We start from the raw sequence: 13,189 nt of genomic DNA on the forward strand, positions 1-13,189 counted from the left end.
CCCCCCTGGTTGTGCACTGTTCGTACTGGCTGCGCCCGGCCGTCAGCCGTGGCGGCGCAGCTCGTGGAAGAAGTCGTCCACGACCCGCAGTCCGCCGGAGCGGGCCACTTCGTCGTGGACACGGCCGCCGACCGCGAGGTCGAGGACCCCGAGGCCGAAGGGCGAGAAGATCACCGGACGGTCCGCCGGCACGGTCGCCCGGCCGGTGAGCACGTCATGGAGCGTTCCGTCGAGGAAGTCCCGCGCTCCGGTGAGCTGTTCGGCCAGATGCGGCGACGTGTTCGCCTTGAGGCAGTGCTCGACGTCGTCGACGAAGTTCGCCGACGCGAGCAGCACCTCGGGCGCGAGATCGCGCAGCGACACGTGCAGCACCAGCGGGTGGTGGGCGAACCACTTGGGCTCATGGATGTGCGGCTCGCCCGCGATCGTCGCGAAGACCACCAGGTCGCTCGCCCGGATCACGTCCTCGGCGCTGTCGTACACGGTCACCCGCCCGTCCGCCCCGGACCGCTCCAGATACCCCTGGAACCCGGCCGCGCTGTCCGCGGACAGGTCGTGCACCCCCACCTCCTCGAACACGAAGCCGGTCGCCACGAGGAAGGTGTGGATGTACCGGGCGATCAGGCCCGTCCCGAGGAAGCCGACCCGCGTCGGACGCGGCACCCCCCGGCGCGCCCCGCTCAGCCGGTCGGCGGCCAGCGCCGCCGACGCGGCGGTCCGTGTGGCGCTGATGATGGAGGCCTCCAGGCACGCGAACGGATACCCGGTCGCGTGGTCGTTGAGGATCAGCACGGCGGAGGCGCGCGGCAGCCCGCCCGCCGTGTTCTCCGGGAAACTGGAGACCCACTTCAAGCCGTCCACCTGGTACTTCCCGCCCAGCGAGGCGGGCAGCGCGATGATCCGCGAGGACGGACGGTCGGGGAAGCGCAGGAAGTACGACGGCGGGTTGACCGTGTCGCCGGTGTCCCCGTTCCCGTGCAGCAGGTAGGCGGACTCGACCAGTTCGACGATCTCCCGTTCCCGGCCCCGCAGGGCCTGCCCCACCTGGGCGCCGGAGATCACGGCGAAACCCGGAACCTCGGTCATGCGAAGCTCACCTCGTCCTTCGTGTCGGAGTTCTGCGGGGAGTGCTCGGCCGGCCGTACCGGGTCGGCCAGGCCCACCAGCACCTCGCGCGGCCCCTCGAAGGGCTCCCGGCTGTGGGCACAGCGGATGTTGTCCACGAGCAGCAGGTCGCCCGGCCGCCACGGTGTGCGGACGGTGTGCGCCTCGTAGACCTGGTTGACGGTCTCGACGACATCGGCGCCGATCGGATCGCCGTCGCCGTGACGGGTGTTGAAGGGCAGCCCGTCGGGCCCGTACAGGTCCACCAGGTACTCGCGGACCTCGGCGTCCATGGTCCATTCGTTGAGGAACGCGATCTGGTTGAACCAGCAGCGTCGGCCGGTCACCGGATGCCGGAGCACGGCGGGCCGCCGCTGCCGGGTGTGCAGGGACCCGTCGGGCCGCCAGTCGAACTCGACGGCGTGCGCCCGGCAGTACGCCTCGACGACGGTCCGGTCGTCGGTGCCGAACGCCTCGGCGACCGACGCGCCGATCTCGTCGTTGTACGAGCGGGTGAGCAGCCAGCCGTCCCGCTCGAACCGCTCGCTCACCTCCCGTGGCAGCGCCGCCAGTACGGCCTCAGCGTCCGCGATCCCGGTCGCCCCGCCCTGTCCGGGCGCCTCCAGACAGGCGAAGAGCAGCAGGCCGGGGAACTCCAGCGTGTAGCTCGACTCGTGGTGCATGCACATCGGCTGGTTGGACGGCCAGGCGGTCGAGGAATACACACCGTCGGCGTACGCCCGCCGGGGCGCGAAGGCCTCGCGCTCGGTCATCAGCGTGCCGGCCAACCCCCGGAAGACCGCGCCGACTTCGGCCGCGTCCCGCGGCCCGAGGCCCCGGACCAGCACCGAACCGTGCTCGGTGACGGCGGCCCGCAGCGCGTCCCGGTGCGTGGCCGCCCAGTGGGCGGCGGGCTCGGCGGCGGAGACGGTGAGCAGGGGCGGCCTGCCGGGCGCGGTCTCGATCCCCGGCAACGGCAGGGGAGTCGAGGACGGCGTCGCCGTCACGGTCTCCTTCTCCTTCCGATGGCGTGCGGCGCGGCGGCGGCTCAGAAAGCTCATGACGTCCTCCCCACGGCCCCGGCGGCGGAGCCCGGTGTCCCGGCCCGGGCGACCGCCCCGGCCCTCGTGTCGATCAGTGCGGCCAGTTCGGCCAGGACCGGATGTCCGTTGACGTCCCTGGGGGACACCGCCCGCTCCAGGGCGATCGCCAGCTTCACCGCCGACAGCGAGGTCCCGCCCCGGTCGAAGAAGTGGTCGTACCGGCCGATCCGGGCCCGCTCCACCCCGAGCACCTCGGCCCACACGGCGGCCAGCCGCCGCTCGGTCGGGGTGGCCGGCGGCTCCACCGGCTCGCCTTCGCCCGCCTCCAGCCGCTCCGCGAGCGCGGCCAGCGCCCGCCGGTCGACCTTGCCGTTGGCGGTCAGCGGCAGGCTCTCGCGACGGTGGAACACCGACGGCACCATGTACGCCGGCAGCGACGCCGCCAGCCGGTCCCGCAGCTCCTCGGCCGCGAGCGGCCCGCCCGAGTGGAAGGCCACCAGACGCGTGCCCCCGGCCACCACCACCGCGCCGTCCCGCACACCCGCCACCTTGAGCAGCGCGTTCTCCACCTCACCGATCTCGACACGGAAGCCCCGCACCTTGACCTGGGTGTCCTTGCGGCCGAGGAACTCCAGCTTGCCGTCGGGCCGCCAGCGCCCGTGGTCGCCGCTGCGGTAGAGCCGCTCGCCGGGCCGGTACGGGTCGGTGGTGAACGCCCGCGCGGTGCGCTCGGGGTCGTTGACGTACCCCCGCCCGACGCACACCCCGGAGAAGACGATCTCCCCCGGCGCGCCCAGCGGTACGAGGGAGAGGTGCTCGTCGACGACATACACCCGGACGTTGCGGACGGGACGCCCCAGCGGCACCCTGCCGCCCTCCGGCGCCCGGTCCATCACCTCGTGGTTGGTGTCGTCCGAGGTCTCGGTCAGCCCGTACGCGTTGACCAGCGGTGCGCCCGGCCCGGTGGCGAACCAGCGCTCCGCCAACTCCTTCTTCAGCGCCTCCCCGGTGACCGACACCCGGCGCAGCGCGGGCAGTTCCCGGGGGTGCCGCTCCAGCTGGGCGAGGACCGCTTCGAGGTACGACGGCACGACCTGGACCACGTTGGCCCGGCCCTCGGCGATCCGGTCGACGAACCGCCCGACGTCGAGGATCACCTCCTGCTCGACCAGCAGTGTCCGGCCACCCACCAGCGGCGCGGCCAGCAGCTGCCACAGCGAGATGTCGAAGCACTGGGGCGCGGTCTGCGCGACCACGTCCCCCTCGCCGATGTCCAGGTCGTCGAGCTTGGCGTGCAGATGGTTGAGCATCCCGGCGTGCTCGCACATCGCGCCCTTGGGCTCGCCCGTGGAGCCGGAGGTGAAGTAGATGTACGCCAGCCGGTCCGGCCCGATCTCCAGGCCCAGGTCGGAGTCCGGGTGGGCCTCGTCGTACGCGTCCTCCACCAGCAGCCGCTGGGTCCCGGGCAGCGTGGCCAGGGCCTCGTCCAGGGTGGTGGTGCTGCCCCGCTCGGTGAGCACCAGCTCGCAGCCGGCGCGGGCGAGCGTGCGGGCGACGCGCTCGGCGGGGAAGTGCGGCTCGACGGGCAGATAGACGCCGCCCGCCTTGAACACCGCGAGGACGGCCGCCATCCAGTCGAGGTTGCGTTCGGTGACCACCGCGACGACGCCCTCGTGGCCGAGGCCCCGGACGAGCAGGGCCCGACTGAGCTGATTGGCACGGGAGTTGAGTTCGCGGAAGGTCCAGCGCCGGTCGCCGTGGACGGCGGCGACGGCGTCCGGGTGGGCCACCACCCGCTGCTCGAACAGCTCGTGCACCCGCCGGTCGGGCAGTTCGCGGTGCGGCCCGGCCAACCCGTCGAGCTGGAACCGGAGTTCGTCCTCGCCCACCAGGCTCCGCCCTGCGTACCCGGCGTCCGGCTCGGTGGCGAGCAGGGTGAGCGCGGTGACGTGGTACCCGGCGATCCGGGCGGCCCCGCCCTCGTCGAGCACCTCCGTGCGATAACGCAGCCGCAGCGCCGGACCCTCGTCGCGGTGCACCAGTCCCACCCGCAGGACCGTGTCCTCGTCGAGGTCGCCGTCACCTCCGCCGGTGTCGAGCACGGTCTCGAACGGCGCCTCGGCGAGGCCGAGTTCGTGCCGCAGGGCGGTCACCGGGAACGCGGCGTGCCTCAGCAGCTCGGCGGCGGCCCGGTGGGTGTGCCTCAGCAGGTCCCGCCAGGTGTCGCCGGGCCCGACGGCGAGCCGGCAGGGCAGCAGCCGGCCGTCCTCCAGCCAGCCCGTGACGACCTCGCTCTCGCCCGACAGCGCGGCGAGCACCCCGGCGTGCGCGGCGAGCAGCGCGGCCGTACCGTCCGAACCGGTCAACAGCCCCTCGGGCAGGGCCAGTTCATAGGAGGCGATCCCCTTCACCGGGTCGCTGCTCCACCGCGGTATCGCGGTCAGCCCCCCGGCGGTGAGCACCCCGTGCCAGTACCTGCGGGTGGCGTCGTCCGCGCCCGACGGGTCCATTCGATCGATCCGTTCCATGTTCTTCCCCCGATTCACCGTGATCCGGTGTTCTCCGTCGCCGGGTTTCCGCCCCAGCGGGCGTGCGGCGGCACTTCCTCGCCCTTCATCAGGAAGGAGTCCGGCGCGAGCACGGCCCCCTCGCCCAGCACCACGCCGTAGTGGACGAACGCCTGGACCTCCAGCGTGCCGCCGGCGCCGATCGTGACGTGGTCGGACTTGAAGGTGCCGTCCTCCTGCGAATGCGCCTGGATCTTGCTGCCGGCCGCGAGTGTGCAGTCGTCCCCGACGGCCGTCAGGGTCCGCTCGGTGATGAACGCCCCGTCGTCGAAGACCCGACGCCCGATCCGCACCCCCAGCAGCCGCCAGACGAGGCTCTTGTAGGGGGTGCCGTTGAGCACCTCCAGATGTTTGTCCGGCAGCTTCCACAGCCGCTCCTGCCGCCAGAAGACGGGGTCGTAGATGGAGCAGAGCCGGGGTCGCAGCGGGCGGAAGCGGGTCAGGGTCCGCTCCACCAGCGCGTAGTACAGGACGGTGGACAGCAGCGCCGCCAGGGGCAGCGCGGCGAGCGCCAGCAGTCCGGCGAAGCCGTCGCCGTGCCCGTACAGGTCGTAGGCGGTGAAGCCCAGCACGGTGAGGACGAAGGTGTGCAGCCAGCGCAGGAACAGGAACAGTCCCATCGAGCGCAGGTTGAAGCGGTTCTTCGCGGCGAGCCGGCGGCGCAGCTCGTCGCCCTCGCGCAGATGGTCGAAGCGGCTGTCGCGCTCCACCGAGCGGGGGATCTCGAAGGGCGGCGAGCCGAGCAGCCCGACCCCCTCACGGATCTCGCCGTCCAGCGGGACCAGCACCTTGGTGGCCAGCAGACAGTTCTCGCCGGTCCGGCCGCCGACCGGGTAGGCGATCAGGTTGCCCAGGAAGTTGTGCCCGCCGATCGCCGTCCGGGACACCCGGAACGACGTGCCCGAGTAGTCGGCGTTCATGACCGACAGCCCGTCCGCGACCATCGTGCCGCTGCCGACCTTCACCAGGTACGGCGTCTCGTGCTGCATCGCCGTGCCGAAGTTGGACCCGGTCTGGTCGACGCGGGACAGGTCGTACCCGAGGGCCTTGAGGTAGGGGACGATGTACGAGCTGTCGCCGCACAGCCACGTGAAGAACCGGAGGTTGGTCAGCCGGGTGATCGCGCGGTGCGCCGAGTAGGCGAGGCCGTACAGCGGATATACGCGGTCGGGCTTCACCAGCGGGCGCAGCAGCCGGGGTACGGCGAACACGGTGACGGCTCCGACGACGATCGACCCGGTGAACAGCGCGAGCGACAGGGCCAGCGCCTCGGCGTAGAAGCGCGCCGAGGAGGTGTGCCGCGACGCGGGGTCGAGCAGGGTGTCCAGCTCGGGTGCGGCGGTGAGCAGCAGATAGGCGCCGCCGACGGCCAGCGGTACGTACAGCAGGAGCGTCTGGAGCAGGGCGGCGAGCCCGTAGCCGGTCCGCCGGAGCGTGCCGCACGGGCGCGCGGGGACCCGGATGTGGTCCACGTCCGTGGGCCGGGCCGGTGAGCCGTGCCGGCGCTGTCCGGCCGGGACCGACTCGTCGGCGCGCAGCGCGGAGGAGTGGCCGAGCTGGGAGCCGTCGCCCATGGCGGTGCCGATGTCGAGGACGGTGTGCTCGCCGACGAACACGTCCCGGCCGAGGGTGACCGGGCCGGTGCGGATGCGTCCGGCGCGCGCCCGGTAGCAGAGGAAGGAGCAGTCCTTGCGGATCACCGTGCCCGCGCCGATCGTCAGCAGATCGGTGCAGACCGGGACGGTACGGCTGAGGATGGTGACGCCCGGTCCGATGCGGGCGCCGAGGGCCCGCAGGTACAGCACGTACAGCGGGTTGCCGACGAACAGTGTCATCGGGCTGGTGTGCAGCAGCGCCTTGACGGTCCAGAACCGGAGGTACGCCGGGCCCCACACGGGGAACTCCACGGGCTTCCACCGCCCGACCAGCAGCCACTTGGCGGCGACCGGCAGGGCGCACAGCGCGAGGAAGCCGAGCGCGCCGAAGACGGCCGAGCGCAGATAGATCTCGACCAGCCCCGGGGCGTCCGCGACCCACGCGTACCCCTGGACGTAACCGGTGGTGGCGAGCAGGCAGTAGCCGGCGAAGAGGAGCAACTGCAGCGCCCCGCACAGGGTGTAGCGGACGGTGCTGCCCGGGGGCACGGGCTCGGCGGGTGCCGGTGGGGCGGCGGGCGGGGCCGGTGCCTCGGACAGTGCGGTGGCGAGAGCGCGGATCGTCGGGTGGCCGTAGACGTCCCGGATGGACACCGACGGCAGGTCGGGGTGCTTCCTGACACGGGCACAGAAATGCGCCATCGTCAGCGAGTTGGCACCGAGGTCGTCGAAGAAATGGCTTTCTGCGGGCACGTGTTCGACGCGTGCGACGCCGGCCAGGACTTCGGCGAGGAGTCGCTCCATGGCGGTGTACGATTCCGCCGCGTCCGGCTCGGCCCCCTGGACCTCGCCCGGTATTTCCACCACGGGTCGTGGCGCTGGCAATGTCATTTGAATTTCTCCGCGACAGATATTGCGATGGAAGGCGCCCGGGGGTGAACGGGACGGCGCGCGGAATGACAGAAGGAGGGGGGAGGGGAGTTGCGGGAAGGGAAAGCGGTGACATGTGTGGCGGAATTGATCAGGCCTGGTCGGAGCCTGGACGAATCCCCCGGTGTGCGCTGCGCCGGCAGCTTGTCCTGAGGGGCGCAGCGGAATGCAATCCGGATTCTTTCGGTACATTCGGGAACAGGTCAAGCAGGGTCGGTTAATTGACGCTTTCCCGCCCCTTGTCGGATCTCTTCCGATGTGTCGGACCTGTGGCCGTCCCGTGCTTCAGCGGGGAACTTTCCAAAAAGACGGTACAAAAGCGCCCGGAGGTTCCGCTTCCGGCCCCTCAATGATTCGGCCAGCACGTCCATGACAGAAAAGGCGATTCGGAATCATCTTTGATGTCTTCGGTTTCTGCTGGGTTTCCCTTCGTTTGCCGCCCCGTGACGCGACCGGAGGGAGGCGTGCGCCGCACGCGGGCCCTGTCACCGCCGACGGCACCGGGAGGTGAGGGCGGCACGCGCAGCCGGATACCTTTAGGGCGTGCAGCCAGCAAGTCAGTCACCCCCGCCGTCCGGGACGTCCGAGAGCCCCCACGGGCGTCTCCACCGCGCCCGCGCCCTCTACCGGGACGTCTCCAAGCGCAGGACCGCCTGGCTGCTCCTCAAGGACACCGTCAACTCCTGCATCGAGTACCGCATCCTGGGCCTCGCGGCCGAGGCGGCGTTCTTCACGCTGCTCTCCGTGCCGCCGCTGCTGCTCAGCATGATCGGCCTGCTCGGCTACGTCGACGACTGGACCGGCGCCGACACCATCGCCAGCCTGGAGCTCAACCTCCTGGAGGCCTCGCGCACCGTCCTGTCCGACAAGGGCGTCGCCCAGATCGCGCAGCCCATCCTGGACGACGTGATGAAGGGCGGTCGCCCCGACGTCATCTCCATAGGCTTCCTGTTCGCCCTGTGGTCCGGCTCCCGCGCGGTGAACGTCTTCATCGACACCATCACCGTCATGTACGGCCTCGACGGCGTCCGGGGCATCGTCAAGACCCGGCTGATGGCGTTCCTGCTCTTCCTCGTGGCCCTGCTGATCGGCTCGATCGCCCTGCCGCTGATGGTCGCCGGACCCGACGCCGTGGTCCGGATCGTCCCGTGGTCGGCGACGGTCGTCCAGGTCCTCTACTGGCCGGTCGTGATCGTCCTGTCCATCGTCTTCCTGACCACGCTCTACCACGTGTCAGTACCGGTCCGCTCCCCGTGGGTCGAGGACGTCCCCGGCGCGCTCGTCGCCCTCGGCATGTGGGTCCTGGGCAGCTTCCTGCTCCGTATCTACCTCACCAACACCGTCGAGGGCGCGACCATCTACGGCTCCCTGGCCGCCGCCGTCGCCGTCCTCCTGTGGATCGGCGTCAGCGCCTTCGCGGTGCTGGTCGGCGCCGCCGTCAACGCCGCGATCGACCGCGTCTGGCCCGCCGCCGCCACGGCCGCCGCCCGCGCCGCCAACGAGCGCCTCCGCGAGGAGCAGGCCGCCGAGTACGTCGCCCGCGCCGCCGCCGCCCGCTCCCACGACCCCGAAGACCCCGACATGCCCTCCGAGTTCCCCGAACGCTGGTCCCGCTTCCTCCCCCCGGAGGACGTGACATCGAGGTTCCGCTCACCGGTGAAGAAGGGCGAGGAGTAGCCCCGGCCGGGGTAGGGGCCGGCTTGTCGGCCGCCGGGCGACGCCGGGCTTTTCGGGGGCACGGGCGGGCGGTGTCTTGTCGGCCGCCGGGCATCCCCGGGCTTTTCGGGTGCGCGGGCGGGCGGTGTCTTGTCGGCCGCCGGGCATCCCCGGGCTTTTCGGGTGCGCGGGCGGGCGGTGCCGTGTCAGCCGCCGGGCAACCCAAGGCTTTCAAGGGGCGCGGGGAACTGCGCGAGCAACCACCCACGACCCGCACCCCGCAACGCACCCGCACCCCTACGGCGCCCCCCGGCCCCCGGCCCCCGGCCCCCGGCCCCCGCCATACTCACCCCTTCCACACCCCCGCCGCCGCCACCTCCCGGGCGTACTCACCGAAGTCCCGCGCCTCCCGCCCCAACACCGCCCGCACCCCGTCGGAGACACACGCGTTGCGCCCGTCCATCAGCCCCTCGAACGCGGCCACGAGAGAATCGACCTCCTCCGCGGGCACCCCGAACCCCAGCAGCTGATCCCCGTAGTCCCGCGCCGACACCGGCACATAGGCGAACCCCCTCCCCGTGACCGCCGAGATCTCCGCCACCGCCTCCCGGAAGCTCAACAACCGCGCCCCCGTCACCTCCACCGTCCGCCCCGCGTACGCGTCACCGGACGTCAGCGCCGCGACCACCACGTCCGCGATGTCCCGCACATCCACGAACGGCTCCTGGACCTCACCCCCGGGAAACACCAGTTCCCCCTGCCGCAGCCCCTCCACCAGCGGCCCCTCGCTGAAGTTCTGCATGAACCACGCCGCCCGCACGACCGTCCACTCGGCCCCCGCCGCCTTCACGGCCTCCTCCGCGGGAACCGCGAGATCCTGCCCGCGCGCCGACAGCAGCACCAGCCGCCGTACACCCTGCGCGACCGCCTCCCGCGCCACCCCGCCGAGCGCCGGGGCCGCCCCCGGCGCCCCGATGTCCGAGGGGTACACCAGATACGCCGCGTCCACTCCCCGCAGGGCCGGCCCCCACGTGGCCGGGTCCGACCAGTCGAACCCGTTCGCGCGGGACGCCGCCCGCACCGTGAGCCCGGCGGCCCGCGCCGCCTCCGCCACGCGGCTGCCCGTACGCCCCGAGGCGCCCGTCACCCACACCGTCATGTCCTGAGTACGTGCCGTGTTCTCCGTCATGCCTCCAGTGAACGGCCCCCCGCCCATGCACCCCATCCCTGAACGGCTCATTCCCATAAGCGCGCGTCTACGCTGACCGACATGGACGCACTCACCGGCCTGCTGGAGGGCCCGCGAGCCCGTGGCGCCTTCATGATCCGTGCGTGCTTCGACCCTCCCTGGTGCGTACGCGTGGAGGACCGTGCCCCGCTCACGATCATGCTCATGGTCCGCGGCGACGCCTGGATCATCCCGGAGGAGGACAGCGGCGGGCAGCGCGTACGGCTGCGGCCCGGCGACCTCGCCATCGCCCGCGGTCCCGCCCCGTACACCTGCGCAGACGACCCCTCGACCCCGCCCCAGGCGGTGATCCTGCCGGGCGCCGAGTGCAGTTACCCCGACGGCCGCCCCCTCAACGGCTCCATGGACCTCGGCGTCCGCTCCTGGGGCGACCGGCTCGACGGCTCGGCGGTGGTGCTGATCGGCACGTACCTCTGGCAGGGCGAGGTCGGCGGACGGCTCCTGGACGCGCTGCCGCCGCTGCTCACCCTCACCTCCGAGGAGTGGCCGTGTCCGCTCACGCTGATCCTCCTGGAGGAGATCGTGCGCGACGAACCCGGTCAGGAGACCGTCCTCGACCGGCTCCTCGATCTGCTGGTCATCGCCGCGCTGCGGGCGTGGTTCGCACGGCCCGAGGCGAACCCGCCCGCGTGGTACGCCGCGATGGCGGACCCGGTGGTCGGACGGGTGCTGCGGCTGGTGCAGGACGACCCCGCGCACCCCTGGACGGTGGCCTCGCTGGCCGCGAAGGCGGGGGTGTCGCGGGCCGCGCTGGCCCGGCGGTTCACCGACCTGGTGGGGGAGCCGCCGATGACGTACCTCACGGGATGGCGGCTCGCGCTGGCCGCGGACCGGCTGCGGGACAGCGAGGACACGCTGGAGGCGATCGCCCGGCGGGTGGGGTACGGGAGTGCGTTCGCCTTGTCGAACGCGTTCAAGAGGGTGTACGGGGTGAGTCCGCAGGAGCATCGGCGGTTGGGTTAGGGCGGGGCCGAGGGGGCGCCGTGGTGGGTGCGGTGGGTTGTGGGTCGTACGCGCGTCGTGGCTGGTCGCGCAGTTCCCCGCGCCCCTGAGGGACGCGGTGGTGCCCGGTGGCCACAGGCGTAGCCTTCATGGTGTGTACGCGGAAAGGGCTTCTCGGCTGGGCGGGGCCGTGGTGTGGACCCATGGCCCCGGTGGTCCTGCCGGTTCCGGGCGGGTGCTGCCCGACGGGTGCATGGATCTGCTGTGGCACGACGGGCGGCTGCTGGTCGCGGGGCCGGACACGCGGGCGTACCTCACCGAAGGGGCGGCCGGCAGGTGGGCGGGGCTGCGGTTCCTCCCCGGTCAGGCGCCCGCCTTCCTGGGCGTGCCGGCGCACGAACTGCGCGACCGGCGGGTGGAGTTGACCGAGCTGTGGTCCCCGGCCGTCGTACGGCGGCTCACCGCGCGGGTGAACGCGGCCGGTGATCCGGCGAGCGGGCTCGAGGAAGTGGTCCTGGAGCGGGCGGCCGAGGTGGGGCGGCCCGATCCGGTGCTGCGACATGTCGTCGACGCCCTCGGCGCGGGGCGGCCCGTCGCCGCGACCGCCGACGAACTCGGCCTCGGCACACGCCAGTTGCACCGCAGAGCACTCGCCGCCTTCGGGTACGGACCCAAGACGCTGGCCCGGGTGCTGCGCCTGCAGCGAGCGCTCGCGCTCGCCCGGCGGGGGGTGCCCTTCGCCGAGACGGCGGCCCGGACCGGGTACGCAGACCAGGCTCATCTGGCGCGTGACGTGCGGGAGTTGGCGGGCCTGCCGCTCGGCGAACTGCTCGGCGGGCGGTAGCCGGTGTCCGGCGGGCGCCGGGCTACTCGGCGGCGGGCAGCGGCGCGAAGAGGTCGACGCCGTTGCCGTCGGGATCGAGGATCACGGCGTACCGCTGGCCCCACACCGCGTCCCACGGCTTGAGTTCACCGTCGTACCCGGCGCTCACCAACTCCTCGTACACCGCGTCCACTTCGGCCGGACTGTCGCACAGCAGGGCCAGTCCGGCGCCGCCGCCCGTACCCCTGCGGTACGCGGGGTGGAAGGAGCGGACGGTCTCCTCCGTGTCGAGCAGCAACCGCAGTCCGCCGGGGAGGTGGGCCTCGGCGTGCGGCTGGTTCTCGGCGCCCTCCGGGAAGGCGAAACCGAGCCGGCGGTAGAAGGTGACGGAGGCGGCCATGTCCGAGGCCACCATGCCGATCGCATCGAGTCGTGGAGTCATACGGTCACCGTAGGCGGGCCGGTGTCACGTGGTCTTGAAGGAATCGGACACGCACCACGAGGGGCCCTGTGAGTAAGCGCTCTCCGGCGAACGGACTCTTTGGCTCACCTGTGGAACATCTGTGCGGCAGGATGGTGGGCATGTTCATGCCTCGCCGCCTGGAACTCCGTGCCGCGTGTGTTCTGTTGCCCCTGGCGGTGGTGCCGTTGGTGCTCACCGCCTGCGGAACCGAGAAGGCCGTGACCGTGAGCCGGGAGCCGCTGAAACCGGCTCCCGACCGGGCGGAGCTGAACGCCCGGGCCGAGGCGCTGGGCCTCGCGCCGGGGCTCGTCCATGTCACCGAGGCCCCCGGATTCACGCTGGCCCGGCAGTCCGTCGGCGTGTACGGCGACGACGGTTTCGCCGCCGCCTACTGGTCCCGGAAGAGCGGCGCCCAGCTGCTGCTCCTCGTCGACCGCTCCACGATGAGCTCCGGGGAGTGTGCGGAGCGGCCGATCGGTCAGGGCGCCGGCGGGTCCGTCGTCTGCGAGCGCGACGGGAAGGCCTGGTACCGCACCTCGGCGGGCCGCCACGAGTACGCCGTGCCGGCGGACGGCCACCTCGTCCGGATCAGCGCCGCCGTCGGCGCGGTGGACCGACCCGCCCTGCGGGCCGCCGCGCTCGCCGCCCGCCGCCCCACCGACGCCGAACTCGCCGTCCTCCTCCCGCCGCGCCGCCACCACGACAAGCACCCGCCGGCGTACGACGGCCTGCCGAACGAACGCGGCGACCTGCCCCCGGCGGGCGACGGCGCACCGGACAACGAGGTGGGCGCCTCGGGCTGAGCGCCCTCCGCCCC

General features: G+C 72.4%; 10 protein-coding genes. 4 read left to right on the forward strand and 6 right to left on the reverse strand.

All coding sequences use genetic code 11. The features are described 5' to 3' along the window. Positions 1 to 42: 42 nt before the first annotated feature. The 4 genes from sbnB to J8M51_RS24170 are packed head-to-tail and all read right to left on the reverse strand — an operon-like array spanning position 43 to position 7,200. Entirely contained in the window at positions 43 to 1,086 is a 1,044-nt protein-coding gene (gene sbnB / locus J8M51_RS24155) for a 2,3-diaminopropionate biosynthesis protein SbnB (protein ID WP_086751478.1), read from the reverse strand. Then, complete coding sequence (locus J8M51_RS24160) at positions 1,083 to 2,165, reverse strand: TauD/TfdA family dioxygenase (RefSeq protein ID WP_086751480.1); 1,083 nt, start codon at positions 2,163 to 2,165, stop codon at positions 1,083 to 1,085. Before J8M51_RS24160 ends, sbnB begins: the two co-directional genes overlap by 4 nt. Then, positions 2,162 to 4,675: an amino acid adenylation domain-containing protein gene (locus tag J8M51_RS24165; protein WP_398856762.1), complete on the reverse strand. Its 2,514-nt coding sequence runs from the start codon at positions 4,673 to 4,675 to the stop codon at positions 2,162 to 2,164. The genes J8M51_RS24160 and J8M51_RS24165 overlap by 4 nt, the downstream gene beginning before the upstream one ends. Positions 4,676 to 4,689: 14 nt before the next feature. Further along, complete coding sequence (locus J8M51_RS24170) at positions 4,690 to 7,200, reverse strand: Pls/PosA family non-ribosomal peptide synthetase (RefSeq protein ID WP_179202843.1); 2,511 nt, start codon at positions 7,198 to 7,200, stop codon at positions 4,690 to 4,692. A gap of 582 nt (positions 7,201 to 7,782) precedes the next feature. Here J8M51_RS24170 and J8M51_RS24175 point away from each other — a divergent pair. Beyond that, on the forward strand, positions 7,783 to 8,916 hold the full coding sequence (locus J8M51_RS24175; RefSeq protein WP_179202844.1) for a YihY/virulence factor BrkB family protein: 1,134 nt from the start codon (positions 7,783 to 7,785) through the stop codon (positions 8,914 to 8,916). Positions 8,917 to 9,241: 325 nt separating this feature from the next. Here the strand turns inward: J8M51_RS24175 and J8M51_RS24180 are convergent, their stop codons facing one another. Next, positions 9,242 to 10,084, reverse strand: coding sequence for an NmrA family NAD(P)-binding protein (locus J8M51_RS24180; RefSeq protein ID WP_267299463.1), 843 nt, complete (start codon positions 10,082 to 10,084; stop codon positions 9,242 to 9,244). A gap of 81 nt (positions 10,085 to 10,165) precedes the next feature. Here J8M51_RS24180 and J8M51_RS24185 point away from each other — a divergent pair, with 81 nt between their 5' ends. Both J8M51_RS24185 and J8M51_RS24190 read left to right on the forward strand, forming a co-directional pair. Further along, positions 10,166 to 11,107 carry an AraC family transcriptional regulator gene (locus tag J8M51_RS24185; RefSeq protein ID WP_086760285.1) on the forward strand — a complete coding sequence of 314 codons (942 nt, stop codon included), beginning with the start codon at positions 10,166 to 10,168 and terminating at the stop codon, positions 11,105 to 11,107. Positions 11,108 to 11,240: 133 nt separating this feature from the next. Continuing rightward, complete coding sequence (locus J8M51_RS24190) at positions 11,241 to 11,930, forward strand: helix-turn-helix domain-containing protein (protein WP_086760283.1); 690 nt, start codon at positions 11,241 to 11,243, stop codon at positions 11,928 to 11,930. 22 nt (positions 11,931 to 11,952) lie between these two features. On the opposite strand, the gene J8M51_RS24195 is transcribed toward J8M51_RS24190, so the two are convergent. After that, on the reverse strand, positions 11,953 to 12,351 hold the full coding sequence (locus J8M51_RS24195; RefSeq protein WP_086760281.1) for a VOC family protein: 399 nt from the start codon (positions 12,349 to 12,351) through the stop codon (positions 11,953 to 11,955). Positions 12,352 to 12,491: 140 nt separating this feature from the next. On the opposite strand from J8M51_RS24195, the gene J8M51_RS24200 reads away from it, so the two are divergent. Beyond that, a complete protein-coding gene (locus J8M51_RS24200) occupies positions 12,492 to 13,175 on the forward strand; it encodes a hypothetical protein (protein WP_398856765.1) in 684 nt (227 codons plus the stop codon). Positions 13,176 to 13,189: the final 14 nt, after the last annotated feature.

Origin of the sequence: Streptomyces griseiscabiei, from assembly GCF_020010925.1 — a bacterium.
GTDB lineage: Bacteria > Actinomycetota > Actinomycetes > Streptomycetales > Streptomycetaceae > Streptomyces > Streptomyces griseiscabiei.

Excerpts from the sequence above, each read along its gene's own strand:
- sbnB (WP_086751478.1), bottom strand. The coding sequence starts at position 1,086 with ATGACCGAGGTTCCGGGTTTCGCCGTGATCTCCGGCGCCCAGGTGGGG.
- J8M51_RS24160 (WP_086751480.1), bottom strand. The coding sequence starts at position 2,165 with ATGAGCTTTCTGAGCCGCCGCCGCGCCGCACGCCATCGGAAGGAGAAG.
- J8M51_RS24165 (WP_398856762.1), bottom strand. The coding sequence starts at position 4,675 with ATGGAACGGATCGATCGAATGGACCCGTCGGGCGCGGACGACGCCACC.
- J8M51_RS24170 (WP_179202843.1), bottom strand. The coding sequence starts at position 7,200 with ATGACATTGCCAGCGCCACGACCCGTGGTGGAAATACCGGGCGAGGTC.
- J8M51_RS24180 (WP_267299463.1), bottom strand. The coding sequence starts at position 10,084 with ATGACGGAGAACACGGCACGTACTCAGGACATGACGGTGTGGGTGACG.
- J8M51_RS24185 (WP_086760285.1), top strand. The coding sequence starts at position 10,166 with ATGGACGCACTCACCGGCCTGCTGGAGGGCCCGCGAGCCCGTGGCGCC.
- J8M51_RS24195 (WP_086760281.1), bottom strand. The coding sequence starts at position 12,351 with ATGACTCCACGACTCGATGCGATCGGCATGGTGGCCTCGGACATGGCC.
- J8M51_RS24200 (WP_398856765.1), top strand. The coding sequence starts at position 12,492 with ATGTTCATGCCTCGCCGCCTGGAACTCCGTGCCGCGTGTGTTCTGTTG.